This is a genomic window from Rhizobium sp. WW_1, assembly GCF_003610155.1.
GTDB classification, from domain to species: domain Bacteria; phylum Pseudomonadota; class Alphaproteobacteria; order Rhizobiales; family Rhizobiaceae; genus Rhizobium; species Rhizobium tropici_A.
Window position 1 is genome coordinate 132955 of the sequence record NZ_RAIN01000005.1, and the last position, 17426, is coordinate 150380.

The window sequence follows — 17426 nt, forward strand, 5'->3', positions numbered from 1 at the left end:
GAAAGTGATGGTTTCCATTCGTACTGCCGCCCCCGCCCTGCTGCTAGTTTTGGCAGGTTGCGTGAGCGGCCCAGACCACAAGCCACCGGAAATGCCGCTTCCGGCCAAATTCTCGGAGGGTGGCCTGAAGGCGAACGGCGATGTCGCCGGCTCGCAATGGTGGACCGCCTTCAGTGATTCCAAGCTGAATGCCTTCGCCGCACAGGGACTTGCCCAGAACCTTAACATCCAGCAGTCGCTGGAGCGCATCAACCAGGCGGAAGCCGCCGTCGTAACCGCAGGTGCAGGTGGCCTCCCAAGCCTCACTCTTTCTGGCGACCATACGACGAGCGGCCAAAAGGGGTCGTTGCGGACGCAGACCGAAACGAAGAACGCCACCAGCGGCAGCGCCTCGGTGTCTTGGCTGCTTGACCTGTGGGGCCAGTACCGCCGGGCGCGGGAAGGTGCAAACGCTTCGCTTGACGCGGCCTACTCCAGCGTCGACGTTGCGCGCCTGACCTATCTGCAGGATCTTGCCAACAGCTACGTCAACGCCCGCTATTACCAGGCGCTGATTTCGATCGCTCAGGAAAACCTGAAGTCACGCCGCGACACGCTTTCGCTGACGAAGTTCCAGTTAGAGGCTGGTGCCGCATCCCGCCTCGACGTGGTTCAGGCCGAAGGCCTCGTCAACCAGACGCTGGCCCTGGTCCCGGGCTATGAAATCAGCTACCGCCAGCAGGTGCATCATATCGCAACGCTGCTGAACGTGCCTTCGGCAACGATCATCGCGCAGATGCAGGGCGGTGGCAGCCAGCCGGTGTTCCGTGGCAACGTCACGACCGGCGTTCCCGCCGACCTGATCCGCAACCGTCCGGACATTCGCGTTGCAGAACGCACTCTCGCTGCCTCGACGGCTCAGATCGGCGTGGCGGAAGCCAAGCTGTACCCGTCAATCACGCTCAGCGGCTCGATTTCGCCGTCCTATGTCAGCACCCACGCAGCAAACGGTGGCCTGACGAGCTGGTCGTTCGGTCCGTCGCTGAACCTGCCGATCTTCGATGGCGGCGCCCTGCGCGCCGGCGTCAAGAGCGCGGAATCGGCTAGCCGGGAGCAGTATATCGTCTGGAAGCAGACGGTGGCCTCTGCGGTCGAACAGGTCGAGAACGGGCTGTCGGCTGTCAGCCGCGACGCACAGACGGTTGCCGCACAGCGGGCTCAGGTCAAGTCCTATCAGTTGGCCCTGCAGCTCTCGACTGCAAGCTACAAGGACGGCGCGTCCTCGCTGCTCGACGTTCTAGATGCGCAGCGCAACGTGACGGCCGCCCAGCAGAGCCTGGTTCAGGCCATTCAGCTGAGCGCGATCGACTATATCTCGCTCAACGTCGCGATTGGCGCCGGCTATGTGCCGGCGAGCAAGGCGACCATCGCTGCGGCTCCGGCCAAGGCCAAGGTCGTCAAGGTTTCGGCCAAGAAAGTAAACTGACGATACCGCCCGCTTAGGTGGGCGTATCGCTGAAGTCAAAGACCGCCGCAGAAACCTGCGGCGGTTTTTTTATGCGAAAAGTGCGGCAGCCTTTGCTCTGAAGAGAAGATCGTAGACCTCGGCGGCGCTCCGAGGTGGCCGCCTACGACGGAAATCTCGGAGCGCCCGGCTAAAGCGGCAATGCGGTCGTATTCTTGACCGTCTCCAGAATGACGGAGCTTTGCATTTCCCGAACTCCGGGCAGCGAGAGGAGCTTGTCCTGGAGCAGGGATTGATAATGGTCGATATCGCGGACGACCACGTGCAAGTGGTAGTCGAAGTCTCCGAGCATCAATACTGCCATCTGCACTTCGGGGATTTTCTGCACTGCAAGCTTGAAATCCTCCAGGGCAGAACGCTCGTGGGTACGCAGCTTCACGCGTGCGACAACCGTCGTATTGAATCCCAGTTTTCGAGCGTCGAGAGCCACCGTTCTGCCGAGGATAACACCATCCTCTTGCATTTGGATGATCCTGCGCGAGCAGGGGGACTGCGATATTCCCACTCGCTCGGCAATCTCGGAAACGGTGAGGCTTCCGTCCTTCTGCAAGGTACGAAGAATCTTTAGATCGGTTTCATCGAGCGTGCGCATGAAACATGTTCCATTTTTCTGGATTTGAGCATGGATTATGCTCACTTCATCGTAATCCCAATAAAGGTCGATAGGAATATGCGCAAGGATGGGTCTATAATGGCCGTGTTGGTGTTGAGGAGGAGCAACAATGACGAATGTCGCAATCATCGCGGCGAAGCGCACGCCCATGGGCGCTTTTCTGGGAGAGCTTTCCGCACTTTCGGCCGTCGAGCTGGGCGGGGCGGCCATCGCCGGTGCGCTCAGTGACATTTCCCTCGATCCCAATCGCATAGATCAGACCCTGATGGGGATCGTGCTGCCTGCGGGCGTCGGCCAGGCCCCCGCGAGGCAGGCAGGCGTCGCCGGCGGATTGCCTTTCTCCGTCCCGGCGACAGCGATCAGCAAAGTTTGCGGTTCGGGAATGAAGGCGGTCATTGACGGATTTCGAGACCTTTCGGCCGGCGCCGCGGATGTCGTCGTGGCCGGCGGCATGGAAAGCATGTCGAATGCTCCGCATCTTCTGCGGTCATCCCGCAAGGGGCACAGATTGGGGGACGTCGCGCTGATCGATCATATGGCCTTCGACGGCCTGCAGGACGCCTACGAGACCGGCGCCTCCATGGGGAAATTCGCGGAGGACTGTGCAAGCCAGTATCAGTTCGCCCGCAAGCAGCAGGATCAGTACGCGCTTGAATCCCTGTCCTTATCCCTGGCGGCGGAACAGCGCGGTGCATTCAACAGAGAGATCGTCGCCGTAAAAGTGAAGGGGAGGCAGGCCGAGGTCGTCGTGGGCTCCGACGAACAGCCGCGAGCCGCCAAGCCGGAGAAGATCCCCACGCTGAAGCCTGCTTTTGTCGCTGGTGGTACGATTACCGCGGCAAGCGCCTCATCGATTTCCGACGGAGCTGCCGCTCTGGTTTTGGCGAGCGGCGATGCCATTGAGGCCAACGGCCTCGCCCCGCGTGCATGGATTGCGGGTGCTGCCTCCCATGCGCAGGAGCCGGGATGGTTCACGACAGCTCCCGTTTTTGCCGCCCGCAAGCTGCTGGCCAAGCTCAACTGGGCGTCGAGCGATGTCGACCTGTGGGAGGTAAACGAGGCCTTTGCAGTCGTCGCATTGGCATTCATGACGGAAATGGGCATCCCCCGGGAGCGGCTGAACGTGAATGGCGGGGCATGCGCGCTCGGCCATCCCATCGGAGCATCCGGCGCAAGGATCATCGTCACATTGCTGCATGCGCTGGAAGAGCGCTCGCTGAAGCGAGGTATTGCGGCAATCTGCATCGGCGGCGGCGAGGCACTGGCAATCGCAATCGAGAGGAGAGCCTGATGAGTGCGATTCTGAACGATGAACAAGGGATGATCCAGGACATCGCGCGCAAGTTCGCACAGGCGCGTTTGGCTCCCAAGGCCGCCGAGCGCGAAAAGGCGGGGCGGATCGAGGCGGATATCATCAATGAATTGGGCGAGCTCGGATTTCTCGGAATGACCGTCCCGATAGAATCCGGCGGGGCAGGGGCGGACTATGTATCCTACGCACTTGCGCTGATGGAGATTGCGGGCGGCGATGGCGCTGTTTCCACGATGATGTCGGTTCACAACGCTCCCTTCCTGGCGATCCTTCAACGTTTCGGCTCGCCCGAACAGAAGGAGCGCTGGTTGGAGCCTGCCGCTCGCGGCGCCTTCATCGGTTGCTTTGCGCTTACAGAGCCTGACACGGGCAGCGATGCCGCCGCCATCAAGGCAACCGCTCGGAGATCCGGCGACGGCTATGTGATCAACGGCACAAAGCAGTTCATAACGTCGGCCCGGATCGGCGGAGCGACGATCGTCTTTGCAGTGACCGACGCGGCAGCCGGAAAGAAGGGGCTTTCCGCATTCTACGTACCTCAGGACACACCCGGCCTGACCGTCGGCCCTCCCGAACATAAGATGGGGCAAAAAGCTTCCGATACCTGCCCGCTGACATTCGACGATGTCCATGTCGGCCGGGATGCGTTGTTGGGCGAAGAGGGGCAGGGCCTGGCGATAGCGCTGTCGTCGCTGGAATCAGGCAGGATCGGCATAGCGTCCCAATCGGTCGGCATGGCGCGGGCGGCGTTCGACTATGCGGCGCGCTATGCGCTGGATCGCAAGACGTTCGGAAAGGCGCTGGTCGAGCATCAGGCCGTTGCGTTCCGATTGGCCGACATGGATATGCAGCTGGAGGCTGCGACGCAGCTCACCCTGAATGCCGCACGTCTCAAGGACGCCGGTCTCCCATGCCTGCGGGAGGCGTCGATCGCAAAGCTGTTTGCGAGCGAGATCGCCGAGCGCGTGACGTCCGATGCGATCCAGATACTGGGCGGCTACGGCTATTTGCAGGACTATCCGCTCGAGAGGATCTATCGGGACGTGCGGGTCTGCCAGATCTACGAGGGTACGTCGGATGTCCAGAAGATCAATATTTCGAGGGAACTTCTCAAGAGGTTGAAATCATGAATCTCGGAACCAACACTCCGGCCATCGTCACCGGCGGCTCGTCCGGACTCGGCGCTGCAGTCGCGCGCATGCTGGCGTCAGCCGGTATTCCCGTTGGCATACTCGATCTGAATGCCGAAGCCGGCGCCGCCTTTGCCAAGGAGATCGGCGCATCATTCGCCAGATGCGACGTCGCCGATTCTCTCTCGGTCACGGCCGCACTGGAGCAGGTTCGGTCCCTCCACGGACAGGAGAGGATCTGCATCAACTGTGCCGGAATTGCGCCGGCGGCGCGCACGGTCTCGAAGGGGCTACCCCATGATCCCGGCCTGTTTGCAAAGGTCGTCTCGGTCAATCTTGTCGGCTCGTTCAATGTCGCCTCCCAGTCCGCCGCGGGAATGAGCGGCGGCGAGCCGATCGGTGACGATGGGGAAAGAGGCGTCATCATCAATACTGCGTCGATCGCCGCTTTCGAGGGGCAGATCGGTCAGATCGCCTATGCTGCGTCAAAGGCCGGCATCGTCGGAATGACGCTGCCGATGGCGCGTGATCTGGCAAAGTCGGGCATTCGGGTTGCCGCGATAGCGCCCGGTATCTTCGCAACGCAGATGGTCAGCGGATTTTCCGCGGAGGTGCAGGAAGCCCTTGTCCAGACGGCCGAGTTTCCGCGCCGTCTCGGCCGGCCCGAGGAATTTGCATCGCTGGTCCGGCACATCGTCGAAAATCCGATGATCAATGGAGAAATCATTCGTCTCGATGCAGCGGTGAGGATGGGTTCGAAATGACCTTGGCGAAAAGACTGAACCATCCGCATCCGCCGGCCCGGCCGAGCGAGACCCCCGATTTCTCCAGGATAAGGATACCGCCTGCCGGGACACTTGATGTGCCGCCTGTGGATCTGACGGCCGAGAATTCACGGCCATACGCCGAGGGGATGGTCCGCATTCTCGATGCAGACGGTCGCGCGGTCGGGCCGTGGGTGGCTCTGCTGGAGGATCTGTCGGCAGACGAGCTTCGGCGCGGCCTCCGGGATATGCTGCGCATGCGCGCGATCGACAAGCGGCTTCTCAACGCACAGCGGCAAGGCAAGACTTCCTTCTATCTGCAATGCGCCGGCGAGGAAGCGATCGGATGCGCCTTCCAGCGGCAGCTGCGGCCGGGAGACATGAATTTCCCGACATATCGGCAGCAGTCCTTGCTGGTGGCCGCCGAGTATCCGATCGAAAGCCTTATGGGGCAGATCTATGGCAATCGGCTTGATCCCATCGGGGGTCGGCAACTCCCCACCATGCATTCGGCCCGCGACTACGGATATTTCTCGATCTCGGGCAACCTTGGAACCCAGTTCGTGCAAGCCGTTGGCTGGGCCATGGCATGCGCGCTGCAAAACAGCGACAGCATCGCCGCGGGCTGGATAGGAGATGGCGCGACGGCATCCAATGATTTTCACAGCGGCCTTCTCTGCGCCTCCGTCTACCAGCCGCCGATTGTTCTGAATGTCGTCAACAATCAGTGGGCAATTTCGACCTATACCGGCGTCGCCTCCGGGGCCGGCCGGACGTATGCGTCGCGCGCCCTTGGCTACGGGGTTCCCGCCTTAAGGGTGGACGGCAACGACTATCTGGCGGTTGTGGCTGCCTCGAGATGGGCGCTGCAGCGGGTCCGCTCCGGTCTCGGACCTGTGTTGATCGAGTGGTTTACGTACCGCGTCGGGGCGCATTCGACCTCCGACGATCCCTCGGCCTATCGGCCGAAGGACGAGGCGCTTGCATGGCCGCTCGGCGATCCGATCGAAAGGCTGAAAGAGCATCTGATCGTCGAAGGTCAATGGAGCGAGGAGCGCCACATTCAGGCCGAAGCTGAAATCGTGGATGAGGTCATGCAGGCGCAGAAACTGGTCGAAAGCCACGGCACCTTCGTGAACCCGCAGCCCTTGTCGCCGGCGGAGATATTCAGAGGCGTTTACGCCGAGATGCCGGAACATCTGCGTCGTCAACGCCAGGAAATGGGATACTGATATGCCGGCAATGTCGATGATTGAAGCGTTGCGCGATGCGATGGACGTCATGCTGGCACGCGATCCGGCCGTCATCATATTCGGAGAGGATGTCGGTTATTTCGGCGGGGTGTTCCGATGCACCTCCGGCCTGCAGGCGAAGTTCGGTGAAGAGCGTGTATTCGACACGCCGATCAACGAGAGCGCAATCGTCGGATTGGCTGTCGGTATGGCCGCTCAGGGAATGAAGCCCTGTGTGGAAATCCAGTTCGCCGACTACATGTATCCCGCCTATGATCAGATTACCCAGGAAGCTGCCCGCCTCAGATATCGTTCGAACGAGCAATTTACCTGCCCCCTCGTCGTTCGCATGCCAACGGGGGGAGGCATCTTCGGCGGGCAGACCCATAGCCAGAGCCCTGAGGCGCTCTTTACGCACGTTGCCGGGTTGAAGGTGGTTGTGCCATCGACGCCGCGGGACGCCAAAGGCCTGCTCATCGCCGCAATTGAAGATCCCGACCCGGTCATCTTTCTGGAGCCGAAGCGGCTCTATAACGGGCCGTTCTACGGCAATCATTCGGGCTCGTCGCTCAGTTGGTCTTCCCATCCCGACGGCGAGGTTTCGCCGGGTTATTTCCGGATAGAGCTCGGAAAGGCATCCATCCGCCGCCCGGGAACGCAGCTGACGATCCTTGCCTATGGCACGATGGTCTATGTTGCCGAGGCCGCAGCCAAGGCAAGCGGTGTCGACGCAGAGATCGTCGACCTGAGAACGCTCCTCCCGCTCGACCACGAGACCATCGAGGCCTCCGTCAAGAAGACGGGGCGTTGCCTGGTCCTCCACGAAGCGACCCGCACGAGCGGTTTCGGAGCCGAGTTGATCGCCGAGGTTCAGGAGGCGTGCTTCTGGCACCTGAAGGCGCCGATCCTGCGGGTAACGGGCTGGGATGCCCCATATCCCCTTGCGCAGGAGTGGGATTATTTTCCGAGCGTCGAGCGTGTCGCCCGCGCGATCAAGAAGACGATGGAGGCATAGATGCCAATTCTGTCGATTAAGCTGCCCGATATCGGGGAAGGCATCACGCAGGTCGAGCTGCTCGAATGGCAGGTCGCGGTTGGGTCGGATATTCGCGAGGATGACGTGATCGCGGCCGTCATGACCGACAAGGCGACGGTGGAAATTCCGTCGCTGTATCACGGGACGATCGTCGCCTTGGGATGCCAGGTCGGGGATACGCTCGCGGTCGGCTCCGAGCTGGTCCGCATCGAGGTTGCGGAGGGCACGCAGACAGCCGACGTCGCGAACGCCGTTTACAGCGACGAACCTGTAGCGCCGGAAAGGGGTCACGAGGAGGCGGATCGCGTACAGCTTTCGGACAAGTCATCCGAGGAAAGCGAGAGATCGGAAATACCGGCTGCGTCCTCAGCTACCATTACGCCTTCCGACGTGGCTCCTTCCACGCCCCGTGGCCCGGCCACGGCTCCCCGTCCGGAAGGCGAGGAGCCGCTTGCCGCGCCGTCAGTTCGCTGGCGTGCGCGAAACGCCGGCGTCGATCTTCGGCAGGTCAAGGGAACAGGCCCTGCGGGCCGGATTTCGCACGAGGACCTCGACGCCGTCTTCCAACAGAGCGGCTCGCGATCGAAGGTGGCTGAGGCGCCTCGTGCCGAAAGCCGCCGCAGCGGCGAGCAGCAGATCAAGGTGATCGGCCTTCGCCGGAAAATTGCCGAACGGATGTCGCTCGCCAACGCGCGGATCGCGCATATCACGGTGATCGAGGAGGTCGACGTCACCTCTCTGGAGGATCTGCGCGGAAAGCTGAATGCCGACCGGGGCGAGAAACCGAAGCTGACCGTGTTGCCCTTCATCATCGCCGCTCTTGCCAAGGCGATGCCGGATCATCCGGAAATGAATGCTCACTTCGACGACGAGGCAGGCGTGATTACCCGCTTTGCTGGCCTGCACCTAGGTATTGCCACGATGACCGAGTCTGGGCTTGTCGTGCCGGTGCTGCGGCATGCCGAGGCATTGGAGCCCTTTGCGGCCGCGCGGGAAATCGCGCGTCTCGCCGAAGCGGCGCGCACCGGAAAGGCGACGCGCGAGGAACTGAGCGGGTCGACCTTCACCATCAGCTCGCTCGGTCCGCTCGGCGCATTGGCCACGACGCCAATCATCAATCATCCGGAAGTGGCGATCCTTGGCGTCAACAAGATGGCCGTGCGCCCCATGTGGGACGGTCAGCAGTTCGTCCCGCGAACGATGATGAATATTTCCGCGAGCTTCGACCATAGGGTGATCGACGGCTGGGATGCGGCAAAATTCATCCAGCGCCTCAAGACGCTGCTGGAGACGCCCGCGATGATCTTTATCGGACGCTGAACATGAAACAGATCAAAACCAAAGTCCTTATTATCGGCGGCGGCCCAGGCGGCTACGTTTGTGGCATCCGATGCGGTCAGCTTGGTCTGGACACCGTGCTTGTGGAGGCGAACGCGCTTGGCGGGACCTGTCTCAATGTCGGGTGCATTCCGTCGAAGGCGCTGATACATGCCGCGGAGGAAGCCCATAGGGTCACGACGCTGTCGGCGGGGCCGCTCGGGCTATCGGCGCATTTGAGCGGCATCGATTTTCAACGGACGATGGCCTGGAAGGATGGGATCGTCCAAAAGCTGACCGGCGGCGTTGGTGCACTGCTGAAGAAGGCAAAGACGACCGTCCTGCAGGGGAAAGCTCGTATCCTCGATGGCAAGACCGTCGAGGTCACCGGCGGGCCGGAGCCGATCGTCGTGCGGGCGGAGCATCTTATCCTTGCGACCGGATCGCGGCCCTTCGGGCTTCGAAACCTTCCCTTTGGCGATCATGTCATTTCCTCCACTGAGGCGCTGCAGCTGCCGGCAATTCCAGAAACATTGGCGATCGTCGGTGGTGGGTATATCGGCCTTGAGATCGGAACCGCGATGGCGAAACTCGGATCGAAGGTCACGGTCGTCGAGGCAGCGGATCGCATCCTGCCGCAATATGATGCCGACCTGACAAGGCCGGTTGCCTCCCGCCTGGCGCAGTTGGGCGTGACGGTCCATACCGGCGCGCAGGCGAAGGGCCTGAGCGTAGATGGGAAAAGCTTGCTCTTCTCGACCGAGGATGGCGAGCAGACGGTTGCGGCGTCCAAGATACTCGTCACCATCGGCCGCGAGCCTGTTCTAGACGGCTTTGGGCTGGAGCAGCTCGGACTGGAGATGCAGGGACGCTACATTCGCATCGACGCCAAATGTGCGACGTCGATGCATGGCGTATATGCCATCGGTGATATTACGGGCGAACCGATGCTCGCGCACCGCGCGATGGCTCAGGGCGACCTGGTCGCCAATGTCATCGCCGGCGATCATGCCTCATGGGACAAGCGCGCGATCCCCGCAGTCTGCTTCACCGATCCGGAGATCGTCAGCGTCGGACTTTTACCCACCGACAGGAGCGATCTGAAAGTCTCGTCCTTTCCTTTTGTCGGCAATGGTCGTGCGATGAGCCTGGAGAGGAGCGATGGGTTCGTCCGGTTCGTATCGGAACCGCGCAACGATCTCGTACTTGGAATCCAGGCGGTCGGCGCAGGCGTTTCGGAGCTTGCGGGCCAATTCGGTCTCGCCATCGAAATGGGGGCGACGCTGCAGGATGTTGCCGCCACGATCCACGCGCATCCGACCTTGGGGGAGACTGTGCAGGAGGCTGCCATGAAGGGATTCGGACGGGCACTCCATATCTGACAATATCTGACATTGGAATCGGCCGACGCTCGCCGGCGGGCCATCGCCGGTGGGACCTCGGCCTCAACGACGATGGACGGGCCGGAGATTCGACCTCGTTGAATCCGGACGCAGCCCTAGATCATAGCTGTCCGGCACGATATCGGTCGGCGATGGTCCTGCAGGCGCGGATGGTCAGAGCCATCACCGTCAGCGTCGTGCCGGCAATCCCACTGCCCGGGAAGGCGGATGCATCCGTCACGATCAGGTTGGGGACGTCCCAGCTCTGGTTATAGGCGTTGAGGACGGATTCCCTGCTCGACGTCCCCATGCGCGCGCCGCCAGTCTCGTGGATCGCTGCTCCCATGCACATGGTCTTGCGGAACCATGTGCGGAACATGAAGCGGCTGAATGGATCGGCATCGGGAAACGCGCCTCGGCCCATCTCCCTGAGGCCGGTGGGCGAGCCGATGAACTCCAGCTCGCCGCCGACCTCACGCACCATGTCGATCAGCACCTCTTCCTGCCGGCGCAACAGGCCATGTTCCTCATCACCCATGACGCAGCGTATGTGCGGCACTGGAATGCCCCACGCATCCTTGCGCTTCACATCGAGCGTGATGCGATTGTCGGCATAAGGCAACATGCGGCCAAAGCCGAAGAAGGCTAGTCGTGAAGGTTCGTTATCGGGCGTCGGTGCCCGACCGATACTGCCCTGATAGTCGAAATCATCGCGGCCTGCATCGCCTTCTCCGAACCGCGGCACGAAGATGCCGCCGGAGGGATTGTAGAAGGGATCTGTCGGCGCGGAATCGTCGGCCGCCCAGCCGTTTGCCTTGGGAAACGAGCCGAAGGCCAGGCAAGGCAGCTGGTCCATGAAATAGCGCCCAAGCGTGCCCGAGCTATTGCCGAGCCCCTCGGGATGGCGGGCACTGGCCGAGTTGAGAAGCAGCCGCACGCTTTCGATCGGCGATGCTGAGAGCACGACGAGGGCCGCGCGAACGGTCTCGACCCTACCGGTCACGCGGTCGATGAATTCTGCTCCAGTCGCCCTGCTGTCTGAAACATCGGTGGTGATGCGCCGCACGATGGCATCGTGGCGGATGGTCAGCCGCCCGGTTGCCAATGCCTCGCGCAAGGGTTTCGGCGTGCGCTTCGCGTCAGGCGCGATATATCGCCAGGAAACGACGTGCCGCTTCGGCCAGCGTCCTTCCACTTCCGTCTTGAAGGTCGTTTCGGCCGGTGTCAGCTTGGCGGGATGTGCGTAGACGCCGTCGGGCAGTGTCTCCACGCCATCCTCATTGCCATAAAGGCCAAGGCTTGCCTCGACCTCGGCATAATAGGGAGCGAGTTCATCGTAGGAAACCGGCCAGTCGACACCCTTGCCGGTCTTCGAGCGGATCTTGAAATCATCGTCCGTCCAGCGCAGCAGCACACGACCGAAGCTGTGCAGGCGGCCGCCGCCCTGACGTCCGCGTATCCACAGGAACGGCGCATCCTTCGGCGTCGTATAGGGATTCTTGCGATCGTTGACGAAGAAATGGCTGAAGCGCTCGGTAAAGAAAGCGGCGCGCGCCTGGATGGGCTGCCCCTTGAGCGTGGCGCGGGCGCGCTCCCAGATATTGATGCTGCTGGCGGGCGCCTTCTTGCGGTTCGGGTCGAAATCCTTCTGCGTCACGGCAGGGCCGGCTTCGAGCAGCAAGACCGTGAGTCCTTGGGCGGTCAATTCTTTGGCGGCGAAGGAGCCGGCGGCGCCGGAGCCAATCACCAGCGCGTCGTAGACAGTCTGAGACATGGATAATTTCCGTATGCTTTGAAGGTGGTCCTAGAGGCGAGCGCCATCGGCACCGAAGAGGGAGGCCTTGGCGATATCAAGGCCGGGTGCGATCGCCGCGCCCGGCTTCAGGACGGCATCATCTCCCATGATGCGATAGGAGAGGCTTTGACCCGCCCAGTCGAACCACAAAACGGTGTCGGCGCCCATCGGCTCGACAACTGAGACGACGCCGGGGATGGTAGGCCAGCCGATGTCTGCGCCATCAGGCGCGATATGTTCCGGCCGGATGCCGAGCGTCGCGGGACCAGCCTTCGCGGAGTTGAGAAAGGGATAGCCGGCGAGATCGATGGCAAGCCCGTTGCTTTCGAAGACCGGCGTGCCTGCCTTCAAGGCGATCTCGCCCTCGATAAAATTCATCGCCGGCGCGCCGATGAAGCCGGCTACGAAGAGATTGGCCGGGCGATGGTAGATTTCGGACGGGCTGGCAAGCTGCTGGATCACGCCGTCCTTCATGATGGCGATGCGGTCGGCAAGGGTGAGCGCCTCGACCTGATCATGCGTGACATAGATCATCGTGTTGCCGAGGCTCTGATGCAGCTTCTTGATCTCGACGCGCAATTCGTTGCGCAGCTTGGCATCGAGATTGGAGAGCGGTTCGTCGAACAGAAAGACGTTAACCTCGCGCACCAGGGCACGGCCGATGGCGACGCGCTGGCGCTGGCCGCCCGACAGTTCCGAAGGGCGGCGGTCGAGCAGTTTGTCGAGATGCAGGAGCGAGGCCGTGCGGGCGATGCGCGCCTCGATCTCGGTCTTGGGAAGACCGGCCACGCGCAGGCCGAAGGACAGGTTCTTGCGCACCGACATGCGGGGATAGAGCGCATAGGACTGGAAAACCATGCCGATACCGCGATCCTTCGGCTCGGCCCAGGTGACGTTCTTGTCCGATATCCAGATCTCACCATCTCTGATGTCCTGCAGGCCGGCAATGGAGTTGAGCAGGGTCGATTTTCCGCAGCCGGAGGGTCCGAGCAGCACCAGGAATTCGCGCGGGGCAATGTCGATCGACAGCTTCTCGATGACGGTGTGGTCGCCATAGGCGATCTTGAGGTCCTTGACGGAGACGGCAGGCTGCATGGCGTTACCCCTTGACGGCGCCGGCGGCGACACCACGCAGGAACCAGCGGCCGGAAAAGAAATAGATGGCGAGCGGAACGACGGCGGTCAGGATGGTGGCGGCCATGTTCACATTGTAGGCGCGCTCGCCCATGGTGGTGTTGACGATGTTGTTGAGCTGCACTGTCATCGGCAGATTGTCCCGCCCGGCAAAGACCAGGCCGATCAGGAAGTCGTTCCAGATGCCGGTAAACTGGAAGATCGAGGCGACGACGATCATGGGCACCGACATGGGCAGCATGATTTCAAGGAAGATCCGCCAGAAGCCGGCGCCATCGACGCGAGCGGCCTTGCAAAGTTCTTCGGGAATGGCGAGGAAATAGTTGCGGAACAGCAGCGTCACCAGCGGCAGGCCGAAAATGACATGGACCAGAACGACGCCGGCTACCGAATTGTAGAGACTGAGATTGGCGAGCAACCGCACCAGCGGATAGAGGAAGATCTGGTAGGGGATGAGGCCGCCGGCCATCAGAAGCCCGAACAGCAGGTTCGAGCCTCTCGGCCGCCAGAAGGAGAGGGCATAGCCGTTGATAGCGCCGATGAAGACGGAAATCGCCACCGCCGGCACGGTGATCCTGACCGAGTTCCAGAAGCCGACACGCACGCCCAGGCATTGCGTGCCCATACAGGCTCCCGACCAGGCGGTCTTCCACGCGTCGAAATCGATGGTATCGGGCAAGGCGAAGATACGGCCCTGGCGGATTTCCTCCATCGTCTTCAGCGAGGTGACAAGCATCGTATAGAGCGGCAGCAGGAAGAAGAGCGCCGACAGGATGAGGAAGGCGTAGAGCCCGATCTGACCGGCCGTCAGCCGTGACGGCTTAGGGCCGCGAGGGTGAAGAGCCGCCATCAGTGTGCTCCCCTTCTTCTGGCGCGCATGTGGAGCGCATAGCGGAACGGCGCGACGGCCATGACGACCGAGAGCACGAGCACGGTGGCGCCGGCGCTCGCAAGGCCAAGGTTCTGGCGCTCGAACAGATTGTCCATGATGAATTTCGCCGGCACTTCGGTCGAATAGCCGGGTCCACCACCGGTCTGCGCGACAATCAGGTCATAGGTCTTGATCACGCCCATCGAGAGCAGCATGCCGGATGCGGCAAGTGCCGGGCCGAGCTGCGGCAGGATGATCGAGACATAGATGCGCCAGACCGGAATGCCGTCAATCTGCGCCGCCTTCCACTGCTCTTCGCCGATTCCGCGCATGCCTGACAGTGCGATGACCATGACGAGGCCGGCGCCCTGCCAGACACCGGCAAAGACCACGGTGTAGATCGCCATATCGCGATTGACGATCCAGTCGAAGACGAAGCTCTGCCAGCCGAGCGCCCTGACCGTCGCCTGGATGCCGAAGGTCGGATTCAGCATCCATTGCCAGATGAGACCGGTCACCACGAAGGACATGGCATAGGGATAGAGGAAGATGGTGCGGAACATGCTCTCAAAGCGGACCTTGCGATCAAGGGCTGCGGCGAGCACGAAGCCGAGAGTGAGGCATCCTCCCACATAGAGCACACCGAAGATCAGCACGTTTTCCAGCGATGCCAGCCACCGCGCGTTTTTAAACAGCTTGGCGTATTGCGCGAAACCAACATAGTTGGACGACGGAAAGATGGTCGAATCCGTAAACGACAGCCGCACCGACCAGACCATGGTGCCGATATAGACGAAGATCGCGGCAATCCAGGTCGGCAGCAGGGCAAGGGTCGCAGCAAAGGGACGTCTGCGCTTGGCTTGCATCAGCAAACTTTCTCGAAAGAATGGTTGGAGCCGATCGACCGACGATCGGCTCGCTGGAAGAGCTATTCGAAGATCGCGAAGAACTTTTCCGCACCCGAAGAGCTATCCTCGGATGGATTGGTCCAGAACTCGTCGACGAAATCGTTGAGGGCGCCGGCCTGTTGCGGCGAGAGGATCAACGCTTGATCCGGCACGATCTTGCCGGCGCTCATCAGCTCGAGGCCCTTTTGCGCGCAGATGTCGAGTTTCGACTTGTCGACGTCGGTACGCATCGGCACCGAGCCTTTCCTGAGTGAAAACTCGACCTGCACGGTCGGGTCCATGGCGACTTCGGCCAGCAGGGCCTGACCTTTTTGCGAGGCGGCGTCGGCGATCTTCGGGAATGAGAAGGAATCGGCGACATAGACCATCCCAGGCGATTGCGGCGCGAGCATGCAGCCGTAATCCTTGCCCAGCTCTTTGCCGGCGGCGACGAATTCACCCTTGGCCCAATCGCCCATGAATTGCACGCCGGCCTTTCCGGTGATGACCATGGCTGTCGCGTCGTTCCAGTTGCGGCCTGCGGCACCTTCATCGACATAGGCGCGCAGCTTGCCGAGGATATCGAGCGTCTTCTTCACCCCTTCCGTCGATGCGTCACTCTTGTCCTTGTCGACATAGATCTTGAGGAAGCCGTCAATGCCGACCTGGGTCAGCAGGATCATGTTGAAGACCTTGGATTCCTGCCAGGATTGGCCGCCCCAGGCGACAGGCTGAATGCCGGCAGCCTTAAGCTTGTCGAGTGCTGCGAAGAATTCGTCCCAGCTCTTCGGTTCCTCGCTGACGCCGGCCTTGGCGAAGGCTTCCTTGGAATAGAATACCCAGCTTTCGCCATGGGCATCGCTGGGAGAAAGATAGACCTTGCCGTTATAGGAAATGAGGTCGTAGATCGACTTCGGCAGGACATCGGCCCATTTGCCGGCCTTTGCCACATCGTCGATCGAATTCATCAGACCCTGATTGACGAAATCGGTGTTGGCAAGGCCAATCACGGCCTGTTTGGCAGCCGGCGGATCGCCGGCGACCAGACGGTTCTGGAATGCGGCATCGGCCGCGCCGAAGCCGGCGATGGAGGAATCCTTCCACACGCCGCCTCGCCTTTCGAATTCCTGTCTGATGACACCGAGGGCTGCGGCTTCGCTGCCTGATGTCCAGGACGTGATCACCTCGGCTTGAGGCTTGTCTTCGGCAAGGGCAGGCAGGGAGGTCGCAATAAGCGCGACTCCCATCAAGAGCATTTTCATTATGTCTTTCATTGTTCCACCTCTTCAGGAAAGCCCTCTTGGCGGGGCTATTCGTCTTCGGATTGTTGGTATCAGCGATAGATCGGCAAAAGCGCCTGCCTGACGAGCGTCAGCCCGTTGGCGATATCGCCGACGGGATCGGGCGCGGCATCAAGCTCGAGAATGGCCCAGCCCTCATAGCCACGGTCGCGCAACAGCCTCGCCCAGCCCGGCCAATCGACCCGGCCAAGACCAAAGCCGCAGAAATAGGGGCGATGGCGATCATGGATGTGCTTGTCGATGATGGTATCGGCCGGCATCGGCCCCAGGGCATCCTTCCAGTGAGCGATGATGACACGTTCATGGTGACGGTCGACAAGCTGCAGCGGATCGGAGCCGGCAACGATAATATGCGCCGTATCCGGGCACATATGCACATAGGCAGGATCGGTCAGTAGCATCAGCAGATCGACATCGCGTGCAGCCGCGAAGATCGAATGCGCCTCGGTATGGAGCGCGAGCTGTACACCCTTGGCATAGAGAGCGGCGCCGAGGCGATTGAGGAAATCGGCAATCTTGCGCGCCTGCTCGAAATCGAAGAACCGCGTCGGCTGAGCGCCGGGCGTCTGACGAAGCGGCGCGCCGATGACCATGATGTCGCTGCCGCAGGCTTTGAGAAATTCGGCGTATTTTTCCGCCTTGTCGACGATGGCGGCCTGCGCGGATGGCTCGGTGAAATCGCCGGCAGCCTCCAACTCGGCGAAGAACCCGCTCGCAAGCGTCAGCCCGCGTCTGGAAAGCTCTGCGGCAAATTTCTCGACCGAACCGTAGGTCTTTGTCGCATCCTGCCAGTTGAATGGCGAGAAGGTGAGTTCCACACCGGTCACGCCGGAGGCTTGCACCGCATCGAGTATCTTGTCCCAGAAGGCGCGGGGCTCATTGCGCGATAGTGCGATGATGCCGTCATAATCCTCGACGCCCCAGAATCCGGGGTGGAAAAAGGTGACGAGGTCGACACCAAAGCGCAGCCGTTCCGTGGAGGTCATGAAACTATCCGTTCTTTTGACACGGGAAGTCGTTCGCGAAAGCATATTTCGCGCCGAATAATCCCTAATGATTTCAATGCACTGCAATTGGCAAACGTTTGCCGTTCCCAAATAGTAGACAAGTCGTTTTTATATGCAAGCGATTTTTGGCAAACGTTTGCT

General features: G+C 61.3%; 15 protein-coding genes. 8 read left to right on the top strand and 7 right to left on the bottom strand.

What is annotated here, in order from left to right; all coding sequences use genetic code 11:
- Window positions 1-7 precede the first annotated feature (7 nt).
- Window positions 8-1465: an efflux transporter outer membrane subunit gene (locus BJ928_RS16400; protein ID WP_047631439.1), complete on the top strand. Its 1458-nt coding sequence runs from the start codon at window positions 8-10 to the stop codon at window positions 1463-1465.
- 169 nt (window positions 1466-1634) lie between these two features.
- On the opposite strand, the gene BJ928_RS16405 is transcribed toward BJ928_RS16400, so the two are convergent.
- Window positions 1635-2267: an Lrp/AsnC family transcriptional regulator gene (locus BJ928_RS16405; RefSeq protein WP_197070130.1), complete on the bottom strand. Its 633-nt coding sequence runs from the start codon at window positions 2265-2267 to the stop codon at window positions 1635-1637.
- Between BJ928_RS16405 and BJ928_RS16410 the strand changes: the two genes are divergently transcribed.
- The 7 genes from BJ928_RS16410 to lpdA are packed head-to-tail and all read left to right on the top strand — an operon-like array spanning window position 2227 to window position 10290.
- Window positions 2227-3408, top strand: a complete 1182-nt coding sequence (locus tag BJ928_RS16410) for a thiolase family protein (protein ID WP_047631437.1) — start codon at window positions 2227-2229, stop codon at window positions 3406-3408. The genes BJ928_RS16405 and BJ928_RS16410 overlap by 41 nt on opposite strands.
- Window positions 3408-4559: an acyl-CoA dehydrogenase family protein gene (locus BJ928_RS16415; protein ID WP_120296573.1), complete on the top strand. Its 1152-nt coding sequence runs from the start codon at window positions 3408-3410 to the stop codon at window positions 4557-4559. The genes BJ928_RS16410 and BJ928_RS16415 overlap by 1 nt, the downstream gene beginning before the upstream one ends.
- Complete coding sequence (locus BJ928_RS16420) at window positions 4556-5323, top strand: SDR family NAD(P)-dependent oxidoreductase (protein WP_047631436.1); 768 nt, start codon at window positions 4556-4558, stop codon at window positions 5321-5323. Before BJ928_RS16415 ends, BJ928_RS16420 begins: the two co-directional genes overlap by 4 nt.
- Window positions 5320-6555 (top strand): thiamine pyrophosphate-dependent dehydrogenase E1 component subunit alpha, encoded by a 1236-nt coding sequence (locus BJ928_RS16425; RefSeq protein WP_047631435.1) that lies wholly within the window; start codon window positions 5320-5322, stop codon window positions 6553-6555. Before BJ928_RS16420 ends, BJ928_RS16425 begins: the two co-directional genes overlap by 4 nt.
- 1 nt (window position 6556) lies before the next feature.
- Window positions 6557-7570 (top strand): alpha-ketoacid dehydrogenase subunit beta, encoded by a 1014-nt coding sequence (locus BJ928_RS16430; protein WP_047631434.1) that lies wholly within the window; start codon window positions 6557-6559, stop codon window positions 7568-7570.
- Complete coding sequence (locus BJ928_RS16435; protein ID WP_047631433.1) at window positions 7571-8911, top strand: dihydrolipoamide acetyltransferase family protein; 1341 nt, start codon at window positions 7571-7573, stop codon at window positions 8909-8911.
- A gap of 2 nt (window positions 8912-8913) precedes the next feature.
- Complete coding sequence (gene lpdA, locus BJ928_RS16440; RefSeq protein ID WP_047631432.1) at window positions 8914-10290, top strand: dihydrolipoyl dehydrogenase; 1377 nt, start codon at window positions 8914-8916, stop codon at window positions 10288-10290.
- Between the two features lie 121 nt (window positions 10291-10411).
- On the opposite strand, the gene BJ928_RS16445 is transcribed toward lpdA, so the two are convergent.
- The 6 genes from BJ928_RS16445 to BJ928_RS16470 form a co-directional block, all read right to left on the bottom strand.
- The gene (locus BJ928_RS16445) at window positions 10412-12064 is read right to left on the bottom strand and encodes a GMC family oxidoreductase (RefSeq protein WP_047631430.1); all 1653 of its coding nucleotides are present in this window, start codon (window positions 12062-12064) and stop codon (window positions 10412-10414) included.
- A 30-nt stretch (window positions 12065-12094) separates the two neighbouring features.
- Complete coding sequence (locus tag BJ928_RS16450) at window positions 12095-13180, bottom strand: ATP-binding cassette domain-containing protein (RefSeq protein WP_047631428.1); 1086 nt, start codon at window positions 13178-13180, stop codon at window positions 12095-12097.
- A gap of 4 nt (window positions 13181-13184) precedes the next feature.
- Window positions 13185-14069 carry a carbohydrate ABC transporter permease gene (locus tag BJ928_RS16455; RefSeq protein ID WP_047631426.1) on the bottom strand — a complete coding sequence of 295 codons (885 nt, stop codon included), beginning with the start codon at window positions 14067-14069 and terminating at the stop codon, window positions 13185-13187.
- On the bottom strand, window positions 14069-14956 hold the full coding sequence (locus BJ928_RS16460) for a sugar ABC transporter permease (RefSeq protein WP_047631425.1): 888 nt from the start codon (window positions 14954-14956) through the stop codon (window positions 14069-14071). The genes BJ928_RS16455 and BJ928_RS16460 overlap by 1 nt, the downstream gene beginning before the upstream one ends.
- 62 nt (window positions 14957-15018) lie before the next feature.
- Window positions 15019-16251, bottom strand: a complete 1233-nt coding sequence (locus tag BJ928_RS16465; RefSeq protein ID WP_047631423.1) for an ABC transporter substrate-binding protein — start codon at window positions 16249-16251, stop codon at window positions 15019-15021.
- 59 nt (window positions 16252-16310) lie between these two features.
- The gene (locus tag BJ928_RS16470; RefSeq protein ID WP_047631421.1) at window positions 16311-17264 is read right to left on the bottom strand and encodes a sugar phosphate isomerase/epimerase; all 954 of its coding nucleotides are present in this window, start codon (window positions 17262-17264) and stop codon (window positions 16311-16313) included.
- Window positions 17265-17426: the final 162 nt, after the last annotated feature.